Below are 15,359 nucleotides of genomic sequence, written 5' to 3' on the forward strand. Positions count from 1 at the left end.
CCGACTGGCAAAGGCAGGGCACGATGGGCGACGAGGTGGAAGCCGGCCCTGAACGCGTTCGCCATCACCTTCGAAGGAAGAATCAATTAAATGCCAGCCACGGATCCACCGTTAAACGGACACTCCCAGAGGACCCGTCGGGCGGGATCTCTTGTGGCTCCTATTTCACGGTGAAGGTGCCTTTCATGTTGCCGTGGAAGTTGCAGTGGTAGGCGTAGGTGCCTGGTTCGGTTGGGGCGGTGAAGGTGCCGGTGCCGACTTTGATAATGGCGTCGAACGCGTTGCCGGTGTCCGCGGTGATGGTGTGCGCTTCGATGTCGTCGTTGGTGACGGTGACCGTCGCTCCGGGGCTCACGGTTTCCGCGCCCTGGTATTTGAAGCCCTTGATCAGTATCTCCGCCGAACCAGCTGCGGGCGAAGAGCCCGGGCTGGAGGTCGAGGGAACAGGCTCAGTGGTGGTGGCTGGAGCTGATGTTGGCTGTGCTGTTCCTGCTGGTGCTGACGTCGTGCCGGAACCGGGCATGCCTGCGTTCCCGCAGCCGGAGAGGGCGAACAAGGCTATTGCTGCGAGTCCGATTGTCCAGGTTGTTCTGATGTTTGCCTTCATGATGAACCTTTCGTGGGGCCCGTCCGCAGTGACGTGCGGAGGAGGTGAGTCAGGGGTGTTCGATCCAGCAGGCGAGGATGGTGGTGGAGAGCTGGTAGGCCAGAGCGTTCCTGGTGATGCTGTCGGGTCCCAAAATGGGGGGCAGGCCGGAGGCGTTCACGTGCAGGACGAAGTTGTCTTTTTGGAACACGGCTGATCCGTCGGCGGTTTCATAGGCCGGGAATCCGAGGTTCGCCAGGCCTTCGATGGGTTTCGCGTCTTTTGCCAGGGCCTGCATCGCGTCGAAATATTTCAGTGCCGATGCCTTGTCCGCAGCTTCTTGGACGGAGATTTCCAGTGGCCCTTCGGCCAGGTGGTAGGTGCAGGTGAAGGTACCGTCGGCCCAGTCGTTGACGGTGTGCGGGTCTGAGTCCAGGTCCAGGATGGATGTGAGCCTGTCCATTGGCTGGTCGCCGCATACCATCAGGGCAGCGGCGCTGGGACCGTCCGCCGTCGCATTTGGTGGGGCCGAACCCTGGCTGTGATGCCCGCCACCGTGGCTGCCGGTGTGACCGGTTTCAGACGCAGCTGCGGGTGAGGTCGGCGGAGCGTTCGATGGCACCACGCTGGCAGACGCGGCGCAGCCTGACAGCAGCAGAGCGGACATGGCCAAGGAGGCAATTAGTGGCTTGCGGTATTTCACAGCTTTTCCATCCTGGCCGCCGCATTTTCCGGGTCAGCGGCCGTTGTCAGGCTTTGAGTTTGGCGTAGATGACGTAGTTGTCGTCGAAAAGTTTGGTGGCGGGGTCGTAGCCGTCGCACGTGATGAGCCGGAGCTCAGCGCCGGGGGTGTTGCCGTAGACCTCGAGGGTAGGAAAGTTGTTTTTGCTGTACTTGGCGCCGCGGTCAACGGTGAACACGGCGATGCTGCCGTCCCTTCGGGAGACATTGATCTCAGTGCCTGGTGTGAGCTTCCGGAGGTCAGCGAACACCCCGGTGGCGCCACCGTCAGCGTTCACGTGGCCCAGCATCACCGAAGGGCCACGTTCCCCGGGCGTGGGGGAACCGTCGTACCAGCTGGCGGGCGCTCCGCTTCCGGTGGGGGGAACTTCCAGGGAACCGTTCTCGCGGAGTCCACGTTTAAGAAGGTCGGTTCGCACGCCGATAGCCGGGATTTCCAGGGCCGCCGGCTCGGATCGGGTCAGCACCGCGGGCTCTGCCACGGGAGGCGCGGCGGCCGGACCCGAGGGGGGAGGTGCCTGCACGTCGGAACCGGGCGCGGCGGGGGTGGCCGCCGCGGCGGAAGCGGAAGGTGGGGAGCCGACGTCCAGCGTTCCGTTGTTTCCCGCACCGCAGCCAGCCAGGGTCAGCAGGAGCAGAACCCCGGCCGCCGTGGAGGCCCGCAGGCCCCCGCGGCGGCCGGAATTCATGAGTGTCACAGTCGTGATCCGGTCAGCCGGTGCTTAGGCTGCTGAACCGGCGCTGCGGCGGCGGACTACGTAGGCTCCGCCGGCAAGTGCGACCAGGGCCAGGCCGCCACCGACGGCGAGGGCCCCGGTGTCGGTACCGGTTTCCTGGGTGACACCGGTGTCAGCGCCGCCTGCCGGCGTCTTCATCTGGCCCGCCTTCAAGGTCCCGCACAGGGCAGGGGACGTGGCGGCCAGCGGAAGCGTCGGGGCAAGGTCGCTCTTGGCGGCCTGGCCTGCCGCACTCAGGGTGGCGGGGTCAAGGCCGTGGACGACCACGACGGCGGTGCCTGCTTCCAGGGCTGCCTTGGTTTCGGCATTCAGCTCGAACGTGCGGTCAACGGTGTAGGCAGCACCCTGGCCGCCGACCTTAAGGTCAAGCCCAGCTGCGGGGCTGGTGTCACCGCTGGTCGCTAGGGTGGTGACGATGGCGCCGTAGGACGGAGCGCCTTCGGTGGTGGAAATGACCTGGTCGCCGTCCTTATCGGCCGAGGGATCCGGGCAGACGCCCTTAGCCCCGCCATGGATGTGCTGGACATGCGGGTACGGGGCGTCCATGAACGTCGCGGGCATGCCGGAGACCTTCAGGACAACGTGGGCCTGGTTGCCCTTGACATCAACAGTGATGCTTCCCGAGCCTGCGCTGCCGTTGAGCTGGCCCAGGGTGGACTGGTAGGACTGGTCCGCTGCCATCGCAGGGGAACCGGACAGGGCAATGGCGGCCAAGGCCAGGGTGGGGACCGCCGTAAGGCGAAGTGTCTTATTCATAGGAAAATCTCCTCATTCACGCGCGTGTGATGTTGGCACCCCAGGGAAGGGGACAGCAGTACTTCGGAGCACTACCGATAAGGGATGGGTGAAAATGTGGCCCGGACCACATATTCTTGGCAGGCCACCCGCGGACAGGCACCAGAGGTGCCTGACCTGGGACGGTAAACCCGTCCGGGTCAGGTAGTTGAAGCCCCGCGGCCGCCCCTGGCAGCTGGCCCTGATCCGGACCGGGTCTTGCGCAGCAGGGCGTACCCGGCGACCGCCAAGCCGCCCGCGGCCGCTTCGGCCACCGCCGTGATGGTCTTGGCCGCATACCAGACGGGTTCATACATCGAAGGCAGCGGCCCAACAGCAGGGACCTGGACATACCGGTACAGGATGACCGCGACCAGGGACGACAACGCCACCACGGCGACAGCCGCGAAAGCCGCCCGTGAACCTTTGAGCAGAACAAACACCGCGGCCAGGGCCGCTGCCCCGGCCTGGATCAAAAACAGGGTCCCTTGCCCGAGACCGCCCGGCGCGGCCTGCTGATAGCCCGGGGCGAGCTGGACATGGACCACGGCACTGACCACCAGACCGGCCGCGACGCCGACACGCAGCACCCATAAAGACCGTGCTCGCGGTTTCAGTATTGTCCAGTTCATGTCACGACCAGCCTCCCGGTCATCTGCGGATGGAAGCTGCAGATAATCCCGTACTCACCCGGGGTGTCCGGGGCCCGGAAGCTCACCGTTCCACCGCCCGGGACTTCAACGTCGAAACCGCCCTTGGCCGTCGCAGTCAGGGTGTGAGGGGCGCTGTCCGCGTTAGTCACCGTCACCATCGCCCCCGGCTTCACCGACGCCGGAACATCGTACGCGAAGCCCCTGATCGTGATGACAGCCTCACCGGCCGAGGCCGATCCATCGGCTGACGTTGCAGAGGAACTGGTGGCGGGCGGCGGGGTGGAAGGCCCTCCGTCCTGGGTGGCACATCCAGTAATGGCCACCAACGACAAGGTGGCTGCTACGGTCAAAACGCGCTTGATCGTTCTCATGAAAATCCCTTTCCCAGGGACGTGTCCTCCGCACGCCGGAATGGCGCGCCTATCGGGAAACTACCCACAGACCCTATTCGTCACCCCTGCACTTGCGGACTGCCCGACGTGGACTCGCAAAGTGATGGACCGGTATCCGGTGTCTTGAAAGCGCCGACGCCCGGGCACCGTCTTGCCCACGCCGTGCATCAGCAAACCGGCGGCGCTGACACGCATCGCGGTGGCCCTGATGCAGGCTATAACAGCGGATCCGAGATATCACCCGGTATGGGCGATTTGATGAAGGGCCGCGTGACGGAACGAAGCCTCCAGGCCCTCTACGTGGTCGTCAAACGCGCCAACGCTCGGGTGTGTGCTGCGCTGCTATGCACCTGAACCGCACGACTCTTAGGCCCCGGACGTGATGGAAACAGGAATGCAGCAGCAAGTCACGCAGGGCTCTCGCCTCCTCCCCGAGCCCATCATGCTCCTCCGGCGTCGCCCGGGTAGAAGATTGATCTGGTCTCCGGAATCGAGTAAGGAGTGGGTGAGGTGGCCCTTGTGGCCGCCTCACCCTGCCTCGCTGCAGTGATGTCCCGCTTTAGCGCCGGGCCCCTACTTCTGCAGGAAGGTCAGCAGTGCCTGGTTGAACTCATCGGGGTGGCTCACGTTGCAGCCGTGTGGTGCGCCGTGGAGGATGTGCAGGTCGCTGCCGGGCAGGGCTGCGTGGGTCCGGGCACCGGATCCTTCGAAGGGCACGGTGCCGTCGCCGTCGCCGTGCAGGATCAGGGCCGGGACGGTGACCTTGGGCAGGTCGTCGCGGAAGTCGGTTGTGCCGAAAGCTTCCATACAGGCCAGTGCCGCCTTTTTGTCAGCCTGCTTGCAGAGCCGGAGGGCTTCCTGACGTTGCTGCTCGGTGACTTTAAGCTCCCCGTTGACGGAGAAGAATTGCCGGGTGAAATCGTCGTAGAAGGAGTCTTCGTCGTTCGTCAGGCCAGAAGTCATCTCGGCTGCAGCGTCCTTGGTGAGCGGCCCGTCCGGGTTGTCCTGGCCCCGCATCATGTACGGGGACGGCGGCTGCGAAAACGACGCTGCGCACCCGGTCCGTCCCGTACCTGGTGAAGTAGCGGGCTACTTCACCGCCGCCCATGGAAAATCCGACGAGGGTCGTGTCGGTGAGCTCGAGTGCCTCGAGGAGGTCGCGGGTCCTGCGAAAGTGTTCATCGCCGGGCCGTTGAGCTTGGGGTTTTTTGTGCCCTTGGTGTGGCTGTTTTCTGGTTCGCAAGCACTGACTCGGCCCCTATAAACGTTCTCTGGTCCATCTGGTCTACCGCCTTGGAGCGTGGTCTTGCGGTCTCAATCTTGATTGTTGGCCTGGTAGTCCCTGTCCGTCACGCCACCCCAGTGGCCGCGCGCCGCCGGTATCGCAGAGGACCGCCCTGAGCCATTGAGTCTGATGCCTAAGTGCCGAGGTGCCCGCACAACACCTAGACCGTGCCGCAGCACACTAGCTCTGGGCGCTGATCCACGCATACACACCCAGCAGCACCCGACACTCCGCCCCATCCGCACCGCCATCGCCCTCATCAACTGGTGGGAAGGCAGAGGCAGCAAGGCCCACCAACTCCTACGACTCGCCCCCGAGGCCGGCCCGCCTGCCGACTGGCCAGGCTCAGTAAGCTCATGATCAGCTCCGGAGCAGTGGCCATGTCATGCCGTTCCCCGCAGTCCTGCATGAACAGTTATCAGAGCGGAGAATCCGGACCAGCCGCAAACCCAAGCCCATCTAAAGAACAATCAGCTAGTCATGTTGTAGGCGGCCCTGGCCACCATGAAGTGGTGAACGCGAGAAACCCAACGGAAGGACGAACAAGGATGAACACCCAGAACGCACCCCGCAGGGCGGTACCCGATCTGCAGTAGAGAGCCGCTCCCCCACACAACCGAATAGGTCTGTCCGGGACCCCACACACCCGGAACATCAGGTCAGAGGCAAGAGTGTGGACACTGTCCACATGAAAAAAGCACTAAAAAGCCCCTGACCTGCGGAAACACTGTGCCCGAGGTGGGACTCGAACCGGACTCCAGGCCGCGGAACACTGGGCTCCCGCCGAAACATACGGAATCCGGGCCAGTCCGGCACCGGTACGGCCCGATCCGGGACCCAATGTGTGGACACTGTCCACACCCCTGATTCTCCCCACCAAGGCCTCCCCCAAGCTGCCGCACCCGATCTGACAGGGTGCGGCACTTCTCTGTATCTACATAGATGACCCGTCCGTCGGATTCCACGAGCGGCAGCGGCCTGGTCAGGCCCTCGCTTGTTGGGGACTCTTGGTCATGCCGCGCAGGGCTCTTGGTCGCTAGGCTTCTCATATCGGTTCCACCTCCGTTCATCCCCTTCATGGTCCGCAACGTCGAGAGCCGCATGACCGGGCGGCGCCCCTCAGACCAGCTCCGCGCGTCCTCGCCAGAGCCATGCTCCAATCAGGGAATGATAGCGATGGCACCAACCTCGGCCGGCGGCACAGTGTGGCTGTGTCAAGTATTTGTCGCCCCAGCAGGACGGTCATTTTGGCCCACTCCGGGACCGCGATGACGCGGTAGAGCATTTTTTGACTTGAGCCGGGTGGCCCAGTGGGGTCCGATCCAGGCGGCGATAAGGCTGCCTGGTCAGGAGGTTTAGGACATGAATCAGTAGGGTGCGATCAGACGTTACCCGCCGAGGCTCTGGATGAACTCATCCGCCTGGGCGAGGTTCCGGGCCATCTTGGCCCGCTGGTGGACGGCCCTCTCCAGGAATCCGCCCAGCGTCCCTGATCGTTCAGGGGCGGCGACGTCCGGCGCCGCAAGGAGGGCAAGGATTTCAGCCATCTCGTCGAGCGAGAAACCCAGGGGTTTCATCTGCTTGATGACCATGAGGCGTTCGAAATCATCTTCGGAGAACACCCTGAAGCCGCCGTCGGTCCGCGCTGTTGCAGGGAGGAGCCCCACGTCGTCGTAGTGGCGGATGGTCCGCAGGGACAGCCCGGTCCTCTCAGCCAGTTCACCGATGTGCATGGTGTTGGTGCTGCTGGTCTTAGCCGTCATCAGCGCCTCCGTCCTGTTCTGGATTCAACTCTACCATCACGTTAGGGTAGGGTTTAGGTAGTGATGTGGGACCTCTAAGACTAGTTCCCCCGTTTTCCCGGCGCGGCGCTGCGCCCCCAATTCATTAGCAAAACGAAGCCGCAGTCGTGCGTCTTCTTGACCATGAACGGAGCCAGCAATGGCCGTCACAAAAGCCGAACACCCGCCGGCGTTCACACCCGAACAGCTGCAATCCGTCCGGGGCACCCTGATGTCCCCGCGCCGCCTCAAGACCGAAGTCCTCGCCGGGCTCGTCGTCGCCCTGGCCCTGATCCCGGAAGCAATCGCGTTCTCGATCATCGCCGGCGTCGATCCCCGGATCGGACTGTTCGCGTCCTTCACGATGGCCGTCACGATCGCCTTCGTCGGCGGCCGGCCAGCCATGATCTCAGCAGCCACCGGTGCGATCGCCCTGGTCATTGCCCCACTAGTGAAGTCCCACGGCGTGGACTACTTCATCGCCGCCGTCATCCTCGCCGGGATCTTCCAGATCATCCTGGGACTCTCCGGAGTCGCGAAGCTCATGCGCTTCATCCCCCGCTCTGTCATGGTCGGCTTCGTCAACGCCCTGGCGATCCTGATCTTCATGTCCCAGGTCCCCGAGCTCATCGGTGTCCCGTGGCTGGTCTACCCGCTCGTCTTTCTGGGCCTGGCCATCGTGTTCGGCCTGCCCAAGCTCACCAAAGCGGTGCCAGCCCCTCTGGTCGCGATCGTTGCCCTAACCCTCATCACCGTCCTGGCCTCCGCCGCCGTCCCCACCGTCGGGGACAAGGGAGACCTGCCCGAATCCCTGCCGTCACTGTTCATCCCCAACGTGCCGCTCAACCTTGAGACGCTGCAGATCATCTTCCCCTTCGCCCTGGCCATGGCCTTCGTCGGACTCCTCGAATCCCTCATGACCGCCAAACTCGTCGACGACGTCACCGACACCCGCTCCCACAAAACCCGCGAAGCCTGGGGCCAGGGCGTAGCCAACATCGTCACCGGCTTCTTCGGCGGCATGGGCGGCTGCGCGATGATCGGCCAGACCATGATAAACGTCAAAGCCTCCGGCGCCCGCACCCGGATCTCCACCTTCCTGGCCGGCGCATTCCTGCTCATCCTCGTCGTCGCCCTCGGAGGCGTGGTCTCGGTCATCCCGATGGCCGCCCTGGTCGCGGTGATGATCTTCGTCTCCTGGGCCACGTTCGACTGGCACAGCATCCACCCCCGCACGCTGAAAATGATGCCCAAGAGCGAAACCATGGTCATGGTCGCCACCGTCATCGTCGTGGTCGCCACCCACAACCTCGCCATCGGCGTCGGCGTCGGCGTCCTCGTCGCCATGGCCCTCTTCGCCCGCCGCGTCGCCCACTTCGTCACCGTCGAACGGACGGTCAAGACCGTTCAGGGTCACGAGACCGCCACCTATGTCGTGGACGGCGAGCTGTTCTTCGCCTCCTCCAACGACCTTTACACCCAGTTCGAATACGCCCTGGACCCCGAACACGTCATCATCGACATGCACGCCTCCCACCTGTGGGACGCCTCCACCATCGCAGCCCTGGATGCGATCACGGAGAAATACCGCCACCACGGCACAGACGTGAAAATCATCGGCCTCAACGACGCCAGCACCACGATGCGCGAACGCCTCGGCGGAAAACTCGGCGCAGGCCACTAACAAATAGGACAACGCCTACGACAGAAGGCCCCCGATCAGAAGTATCTGGCCGCGGGGCCTTCTGCACGCCAGCCTCAGCGGCCCATTCAAGAGTGTTGCAATCACGTCTCGTGGGAGACGAATCAGAGTGTTGCCCCGGACGGGTTACAAAGGATGCCAGCCAAACGAGGACAATAGCTACATGAGACTGGAACTGCTCCATATTGATGAGTGCCCCAACTCGGCTAAAGCATACGAGCGACTTGAAGCAGCCCTGACCGCTCTGGGACGAACCGACATTGCAGTTCACAAGCGGCTTCTAGAGTCCGCGGCAGATATCAAGGACACCGGATTTGCCGGCTCACCGACGATCACCGTCAACGGAGCCGACATCTTCCCAACTGCAGCCTCCACGAGCGATCTGGCGTGCCGAATCTACATGACCCCCAATGGCTACGCAGGCCTGCCTACGCTTGATCAGCTAACGGAAGCCCTCAGGAACAGTGGACCCTGACCCCTGCACCTGCTCCTGCTCCTGCTGCGGCAGAGTGATGCAGCGCCATAAACTGCACGCCCTCGGTTCGGAACCGGCCTACATATGCCGACGATGCGGCCTGTGGGTTGCCCTCCGGCTCCGGCCGGATAACCCCGGACCCGACTGACCATGCCGAGGCAGCCGGAGTTGTGCAGAGGACTTCGAACATTCCGTGCAGACGACTTCGAAAAATGACACCGAGGATCCCGCGGTTCGACACGCCCCTCTGAGATCTCAGAATGCCATCCAATAACAGGTAGTCTCACAACGGCAAATTGCCCGGCTTTAAGAGAATACGGGGAAGCCCATGGCTGTGATTGGGTATGCGAGGGTTTCCACCACGGAACAGAACCTTGATCTGCAGCTCACTGCACTCAAGTCCGCCGGCGCAGCCCGGACCTTTGCCGACAACGGCGTCAGCGGATCCACGGTGGAACGCCCCCAGCTCTCCAAAGCCCTGGACCGGCTGGAGACCGGCGACGTACTCACCGTGTGGAAGCTCGACCGCCTGGGCCGCAACACCCGTCACGTCCTCGACCCCATCGAGGACATCAGGAAACGGGGAGCAGGTTTCCGTTCCCTGACCGAAGGACTGGACACGACCGGGCCCATGGGCACCGCCATGCTGACGATCATGGCCGCATTCGCGCAACTGGAGCGCGACACGATGATTGAACGCACCAAGGCCGGGCTCGCCGCAGCCGCGGCCAACAACCGCCACGGCGGACGACCCCGCAAAATAGACGACGCTGCCGCAGCCCGGGCCAAGGAACTCAAAGGCAAAGGGATCAGCGCCTCCGACATCGGCAAGATGCTCGGAGTCTCCCGCGCCACGATCTACCGATACCTTCTCTAATCAAGGACGTCCTTGAATCTGCAGGGTCCCCTGAAGTTAGGCTGGATGGACTATCCGCGGGTGTTGGGACAGCCCCTGGAATTCATGCCATCTGGTGCGGTCCTTGCAGGGTTGGTCCTGAATGGTCTGTTCGGGTGGTGGTCCAGGCACCCTGCTGTGATCATCTATTGCGCAGCCTGAGGCCCGCCATCCACTCACACACGACAAGCGAAGAGGTCATCGAATGAACTGGTGGGACATGGCGATCGCCATCATTGGCGGGATCGTCTTGGTCTATGCGGTGCTGCTTGTCCTGCTGGCGCTCTACGCCCGCAAGCATCCGGAAACGTTGGGCATGAAGGAGGCCCTGCGGCTGCTGCCGGACCTGCTGGTACTGCTCCGCAGGCTGACCGCGGACCGCACACTGCCACGCGGAATCCGGATCCGGCTGGTCCTCCTGCTGGTCTACCTCGCCTCGCCCATTGACCTGGTCCCGGACTTCCTGCCGGTGATCGGCTACGCCGATGACGCCATCATCGTGGCGCTGGTTCTTCGGTCGGTCATCCGCAAAGCGGGCCACGGCCCCTTGGAACAGCACTGGCCCGGGACACCGGCAGGCCTCGCCCTGATCCGCCGCCTCGCCGGCACGTCCTCGGCCACGGCATGAGCGGCCTCCAGTTCACCGGCACGCTGACCTGTCCGGCCTGCGGCAGCAGTGAGACAAGTGACATGCCAGCGGACGCATGCCTGTAGTCCTACAGCTGTGCCGCATGCGCGGCAACCAGCATGCCTGCGGACTTCGACCGCGACGACGTCGGCGCTGACAGCACCCACTTGACCCGATAGTGATGGGAACAACGCTCACAGGTGGTTACCATTCAAACCGCCATTAGGTTCGGCAAGTCGCTCAGATGAGTACCGTCCGGGCCGTCCTAGTGGGCTCCATTCAGACTGACATATCCATCCAAGCCATGCTCTCGCTGGCCTGGCGCCGGCTGAACGTCCTCTGGGCCATGCCCGTGACCGCGCCAGTCACAATCCTGGAGCGGCGGGGCTGAAAGCTGAGTATCGCGTCCTTAGCCAGGACGGTAGGAAGCGAGGTGCGGCATGTGGAGTTCAGTCAGGCGCTCATTGAGGACCAACGCCAGCAGATCGCAGTCGTAGACGGGCAGCGGCATCATTGAGTTTAGATACGCGTCGACGACCCACAGATCCTGGTTGCCCCCGGACCCGAAGTACACTAACCAGACTTCGCTGACCTCGAGGTCAGCGAGTAAAAAAGCAATATGAGTCAGTTCCTGCTGGTATTTAGCCATTCAAAACTCATTCCCCCGGCATCTCGCACTTCGCAGAAGTCCGCGATGCCAACCCTCGGTTTGGCCGCTGGAGAAGCATCTCTTCAGGGTTCGTCTACGGGCCGGGCGGCGAACTCCCGGCCGATTCTGTTCCGGGCCCCGTGTTCGATCAGAGTCGGGATGTAGGTACGGATGCGGCTGGAAGCCAGTTGGTCATACTCTTCCGTCACGACTCTGGCGACCAGGGTACGGGGAGCGTCGGGATGCCGGGCGATTATCCGGGCTGTGACGTTCTCAATGGTGTCCTGCTTTTCCGCGTCGTCCATGAAATCAGTGTGACGCCGGGCGATGGAGGCGTCTACCAGCTTTCTTACGACGATGTGCAGGACACGCGTGTCGCCCCGGTAGCGAACCGACCCTTCCTCGAAAAGTATCCACCGTTGTCAACGTAACCTCCTCCATCCTTTTGTGTATCGACGATTGTCGATATACTGAGAAGAGAGCCGCAATCACGCTGGCGATGTCCCTGCCGGGACGACCGCCTGAATGAGTGGCACTCCGTGTTTCGGTATCGAATCGAAGCACCACGAAAGCCAAGGAGAACAACATGCCTGCTATCCGAATCTACGAATCCGCCCTCTGCTGTGACACGGGGGTCTGTGGCCCTGACGTGGACCAGTCCCTGGTGGATGTGACCGCGGACGTGCGACACCTCCATGGCCTCGGTGCCGACATTGCCCGCCACAACCTCGCCATCGAACCGACCGCCTTCGCGGAGGACGAAACGGTCCGTGGATTCATGCACCTGGTCGGATCAAAGGGCCTTCCCCTCACTATCGTCGACGGCGTTACGGTCGCCACCGGCACCTACCCCAGCAGGGGGCAGTTGCTGACTTTCGCCGGACTGGACAAAGCCGCCATTGAAGCGCAGTCCCGCCCGGAACTTGGCCTGAGTGAAAAGTCCGGCGGCTGCTGCGGCGGCTCAACGAGCTGCAGCTAGGTCCCGGCGTGAAGTTTCTCGAGAACACTCCCCGTTTCCTGTTCTTCACCGGCAAGGGCGGTGTGGGCAAGACCTCCGTGGCGTGCGCAACAGCAGTCACTCTGGCAAAAACCGGCAAAAAGGTCTTGCTGGTCAGCACCGACCCCGCATCCAACGTCGGGCAGGTCTTCGGCGTGACCATCGGGAACACCGTCACGCCCCTTCAGGATGTGCCGGGCTTATCGGCCCTGGAAATTGACCCCGAGCAGGCCGCCGAGGCTTACCGGGAACGGATCATCGCGCCCGTCCGGGGCCTCCTGCCCGAGACGGAGCTGATCGGCATCGCCGAGAGCCTCTCGGGCTCCTGCACCACGGAGATCGCCTCCTTCGATGAGTTCACCAACCTGCTCGCCGACGACAGCTCCTACGGGGAGTATGACCACATCGTCTTCGATACCGCCCCGACGGGCCACACCATCCGGCTGCTGCAGCTGCCCGGTTCGTGGACCGATTTCCTGGCCGCCGGCAAGGGAGACCCCTCTTGCCTGGGCCCCCTGTCCGGACTGGAGAAGCACAAACAGGTTTATGCCAAAGCAGTCCAGGCCCTCACGGACCCGGCGAGGACCCGGCTTGTCCTGGTCAGCCGCGCGCAGACCTCGTCACTGAGCGAAATTGAGCGGACGTATCTCGAACTCAACCAGATCGGGATCGGAGGGGGGTACGTCGTCGTCAACGGCGTCCTGCCGGAAGCCGCAGGGGACGAGGATCTGGCGCAGGCCTTGCGGGCCCGGGAGGCTGCGGCCATCGCGGCCATTCCCGAGGCGGTCGCCGGACTTCCCCGCGATGTTCTGGATCTGAAATCGGGCAATATGGTCGGCATTCCGGCCCTTGAGTCCCTGTTCGAGACCACTTCCGACGCCGATATCACTGATGACACCACGCTGGCCGCCGAGGTTGAGGACGCCCCGCTGGCTGCCCTGGTGAACGAAGTGGAGCTCGACGGCCACGGCCTCGTGATGTGCATGGGCAAGGGTGGGGTCGGGAAGACCACCGTCGCTGCCGCCATTGCGGTTGCCCTGGCCAAACGCGGGCATGCGGTCCACTTGACCACGACTGATCCCGCAGCGCACCTCACCGAAACACTCCATGGTTCCATCCCGGGCCTGACGGTTTCTCGCATCGATCCGGAAGCGGCGATTCAGGAGTACAGAACCCATGTGATGGAGACCAAGGGCCGGAACCTGGACGATGACGGGCGCGCGGCCCTCGCTGAGGACCTGTTGTCGCCCTGCATGGACGAGGTGGCCGTGTTCCGGCAGTTCTCCAAGGTGGTCCAGGAATCCCGCCGGCACTTCGTGGTGATCGACACGGCACCGACCGGCCACACCCTGCTACTCCTGGACGCCACCGGTTCGTACCACCGCGAGATCGCCCGCCAGGTCGGCGACACCATGGGATTCGTGACGCCGCTGATGCGGCTGCAGGATCCGGCGCAGACCAAGGTTGTTCTCGTCACGCTGGCCGAAACAACACCGGTACTGGAAGCCGAAGAGTTGAAGGGTGACCTGGAGAGGGCCGGAATCTATCCGTGGGCCTGGGTCATCAATAACTCGCTCGCCGCCGCGCACCCGCAGACGCCGTTCCTGCGCGCCCGCGCCGCGAGCGAAATCGAACAGATCACGAAGGTACACACCCTGACGGACCGGGTGGCCTTCATTCCGCTGCTGCCCGAAGAACCCACCGGTCAAGAGAAGTTGTCGGCCCTGACCGCACTCAGCTCCCAGCCCGCCTGACGTGGCTCCAGCCCCCGCCGACGCTTGCGCGGCGGGGGCTGTGACCCGTCCGGCTAGCCGTCCATGCGCTGAGCCAGCAGGACTTCGATATCCCGGGCGGTGGCATCCAGCCTGGCAATCGTGTCCCGTTGGATCGACCGCAGGTACTCGGCATCCGACTCGCCGTCCTGCACCCAGTTCTCGTCGCCCGGGGCGTCCATCGCCTGGCGCGTGTTGGCGGTTGCCGTCCTGACGTTCTCCAGCATCGCCCGCAACCGGGCCTCGGTGGCGGGGGTCTCGGCATTCATGGTGCCCTCCTTGCTTGCGGTGGTGTCGTCAGCTCCCAGGGACTACCTGGCAGCACAAGAACTAAAGGACGCGCGTGCGCCGTTCAATCAGGACGGTGTCCCGCCATTGCCCGGCGGCCGGGCCGTGGGCCATCCGGGCAATCTTTTCCCGCCGTCCCACCACCCTGAAGCCGTGGGCAAGATGCAGCCTCATGCTCGGCTCGTTCTCCGGAAAAATGCTCGCCTGGATGGTCCAGATGCCGCCGCTTTCCGTCGAGTCGGCCAACGTCTGGAGCAGGAGTGTTCCTATCCGCCGGCCGCGGGCCGACTCAGAAATGTAGATGGAATGTTCGACGACGCCGGCGTACACCGGGCGGCCGGAAACGGCGGAAACAGCCGCCCAGCCGAGAATCCCGCCGTCGGGCGCCTCCGCCACCAAGCGGTGGGAAGCGAGGCGAGTGCCGTCGAAACGGCGCCAATCCGGTGCCTCGACCTCGAATGTGGCCTGACCCGTCGCGATTCCCTCAACGTAGATCCGCTGAACCTCGGGCCAATCGGATTCCCGCAACGGCCGGACAATGACGTCAGGCACCGGACTCTGACTCACAGAGACGCCAGCAGGCCGGCCGCCTGCTCCAGGGCGCCGGGGACGAGGGAGTAGTAGGCCCACGTGCCGCGCTTCTCGCGATGCAGCAGACCGGCGTCAACCAGGATCTTCAAGTGATGGGAGACAGTGGGTTGGCCCAGGTCCAGCGGTTCGGTGAGATCGCAGACGCAGGATTCGCCGGACGCCTCGGCCTTGACCATGGAGAGCAGACGTAGCCGGTTCGGATCAGCGAGGGCCTTAAAGACCAGGGCCTTCTGCTTCGCCTCCTCAGCGCCCAGGGTAGGCGTTCCCGCCGGGGCGCAGCAGGTTTCATCCGTGGCCGGTTCGAGGATAGACAGCGAGTTCATATACCCATTATGCCCCGATATTGACAATCATCAATATAAAGCCGCACCGGCCCTGGTTGGCTGGAAGCGCAGATGGTCAACCCTCCAACT

20 protein-coding genes are annotated in these 15,359 nt (G+C 63.6%); 6 read left to right on the forward strand and 14 right to left on the reverse strand.

The window, feature by feature from the left end; translation table 11 throughout:
- Positions 1–160: 160 nt before the first annotated feature.
- From ACZYZE_RS17290 to ACZYZE_RS17330, 9 genes are all read right to left on the reverse strand, one after another.
- A complete protein-coding gene (locus tag ACZYZE_RS17290; RefSeq protein WP_463909152.1) occupies positions 161–607 on the reverse strand; it encodes a cupredoxin domain-containing protein in 447 nt (148 codons plus the stop codon).
- Positions 608–656: 49 nt separating this feature from the next.
- On the reverse strand, positions 657–1,049 hold the full coding sequence (locus tag ACZYZE_RS17295; protein ID WP_459320343.1) for a hypothetical protein: 393 nt from the start codon (positions 1,047–1,049) through the stop codon (positions 657–659).
- A gap of 286 nt (positions 1,050–1,335) precedes the next feature.
- Positions 1,336–2,025, reverse strand: a complete 690-nt coding sequence (locus tag ACZYZE_RS17300; protein ID WP_498049668.1) for a class F sortase — start codon at positions 2,023–2,025, stop codon at positions 1,336–1,338.
- Positions 2,026–2,049: 24 nt separating this feature from the next.
- Positions 2,050–2,820, reverse strand: coding sequence for a hypothetical protein (locus ACZYZE_RS17305; RefSeq protein ID WP_463909154.1), 771 nt, complete (start codon positions 2,818–2,820; stop codon positions 2,050–2,052).
- 179 nt (positions 2,821–2,999) lie between these two features.
- Positions 3,000–3,428: a hypothetical protein gene (locus ACZYZE_RS17310; protein WP_463909155.1), complete on the reverse strand. Its 429-nt coding sequence runs from the start codon at positions 3,426–3,428 to the stop codon at positions 3,000–3,002.
- A gap of 38 nt (positions 3,429–3,466) precedes the next feature.
- Positions 3,467–3,862: a cupredoxin domain-containing protein gene (locus ACZYZE_RS17315; RefSeq protein WP_463909157.1), complete on the reverse strand. Its 396-nt coding sequence runs from the start codon at positions 3,860–3,862 to the stop codon at positions 3,467–3,469.
- A 594-nt stretch (positions 3,863–4,456) separates the two neighbouring features.
- Positions 4,457–4,846, reverse strand: coding sequence for an alpha/beta fold hydrolase (locus tag ACZYZE_RS17320; RefSeq protein ID WP_463909159.1), 390 nt, complete (start codon positions 4,844–4,846; stop codon positions 4,457–4,459).
- Positions 4,764–4,991: a hypothetical protein gene (locus ACZYZE_RS17325; protein WP_463909283.1), complete on the reverse strand. Its 228-nt coding sequence runs from the start codon at positions 4,989–4,991 to the stop codon at positions 4,764–4,766. The genes ACZYZE_RS17320 and ACZYZE_RS17325 overlap by 83 nt, the downstream gene beginning before the upstream one ends.
- 1,565 nt (positions 4,992–6,556) lie before the next feature.
- Positions 6,557–6,931 carry a helix-turn-helix domain-containing protein gene (locus ACZYZE_RS17330; RefSeq protein ID WP_463909161.1) on the reverse strand — a complete coding sequence of 125 codons (375 nt, stop codon included), beginning with the start codon at positions 6,929–6,931 and terminating at the stop codon, positions 6,557–6,559.
- 178 nt (positions 6,932–7,109) lie between these two features.
- Here ACZYZE_RS17330 and ACZYZE_RS17335 point away from each other — a divergent pair, with 178 nt between their 5' ends.
- The 4 genes from ACZYZE_RS17335 (at position 7,110) to ACZYZE_RS17350 (ending at position 10,649) form a co-directional block, all read left to right on the forward strand.
- Positions 7,110–8,633 (forward strand): SulP family inorganic anion transporter, encoded by a 1,524-nt coding sequence (locus tag ACZYZE_RS17335; protein ID WP_463909163.1) that lies wholly within the window; start codon positions 7,110–7,112, stop codon positions 8,631–8,633.
- Between the two features lie 181 nt (positions 8,634–8,814).
- Entirely contained in the window at positions 8,815–9,126 is a 312-nt protein-coding gene (locus ACZYZE_RS17340) for a thioredoxin family protein (protein WP_463909165.1), read from the forward strand.
- Between the two features lie 328 nt (positions 9,127–9,454).
- A complete protein-coding gene (locus tag ACZYZE_RS17345; RefSeq protein ID WP_463909167.1) occupies positions 9,455–10,003 on the forward strand; it encodes a recombinase family protein in 549 nt (182 codons plus the stop codon).
- 223 nt (positions 10,004–10,226) lie between these two features.
- On the forward strand, positions 10,227–10,649 hold the full coding sequence (locus tag ACZYZE_RS17350; protein WP_463909169.1) for a YkvA family protein: 423 nt from the start codon (positions 10,227–10,229) through the stop codon (positions 10,647–10,649).
- 409 nt (positions 10,650–11,058) lie between these two features.
- Here the strand turns inward: ACZYZE_RS17350 and ACZYZE_RS17355 are convergent, their stop codons facing one another.
- Together ACZYZE_RS17355 and ACZYZE_RS17360 are read right to left on the reverse strand one after the other, a co-directional pair.
- Positions 11,059–11,298, reverse strand: coding sequence for a hypothetical protein (locus tag ACZYZE_RS17355; RefSeq protein WP_463909171.1), 240 nt, complete (start codon positions 11,296–11,298; stop codon positions 11,059–11,061).
- 83 nt (positions 11,299–11,381) lie between these two features.
- On the reverse strand, positions 11,382–11,603 hold the full coding sequence (locus ACZYZE_RS17360) for a three-helix bundle dimerization domain-containing protein (RefSeq protein ID WP_463909173.1): 222 nt from the start codon (positions 11,601–11,603) through the stop codon (positions 11,382–11,384).
- Positions 11,604–11,884: 281 nt separating this feature from the next.
- Here ACZYZE_RS17360 and arsD point away from each other — a divergent pair, with 281 nt between their 5' ends.
- Both arsD and arsA read left to right on the forward strand, forming a co-directional pair.
- Positions 11,885–12,277, forward strand: a complete 393-nt coding sequence (gene arsD / locus ACZYZE_RS17365; protein ID WP_463909175.1) for an arsenite efflux transporter metallochaperone ArsD — start codon at positions 11,885–11,887, stop codon at positions 12,275–12,277.
- An 8-nt stretch (positions 12,278–12,285) separates the two neighbouring features.
- On the forward strand, positions 12,286–14,049 hold the full coding sequence (gene arsA, locus ACZYZE_RS17370) for an arsenical pump-driving ATPase (RefSeq protein WP_463909177.1): 1,764 nt from the start codon (positions 12,286–12,288) through the stop codon (positions 14,047–14,049).
- Between the two features lie 53 nt (positions 14,050–14,102).
- Here arsA and ACZYZE_RS17375 read toward each other — a convergent pair whose 3' ends face one another.
- The 3 genes from ACZYZE_RS17375 to ACZYZE_RS17385 form a co-directional block, all read right to left on the reverse strand.
- Positions 14,103–14,336, reverse strand: a complete 234-nt coding sequence (locus ACZYZE_RS17375) for a hypothetical protein (RefSeq protein WP_463909179.1) — start codon at positions 14,334–14,336, stop codon at positions 14,103–14,105.
- A gap of 61 nt (positions 14,337–14,397) precedes the next feature.
- Positions 14,398–14,907, reverse strand: a complete 510-nt coding sequence (locus tag ACZYZE_RS17380) for a GNAT family N-acetyltransferase (RefSeq protein ID WP_463909181.1) — start codon at positions 14,905–14,907, stop codon at positions 14,398–14,400.
- An 11-nt stretch (positions 14,908–14,918) separates the two neighbouring features.
- Entirely contained in the window at positions 14,919–15,269 is a 351-nt protein-coding gene (locus tag ACZYZE_RS17385) for an ArsR/SmtB family transcription factor (protein ID WP_463909183.1), read from the reverse strand.
- Between the last annotated feature and the right edge of the window lie 90 nt (positions 15,270–15,359).

Source organism: Pseudarthrobacter woesei (assembly GCF_055412745.1).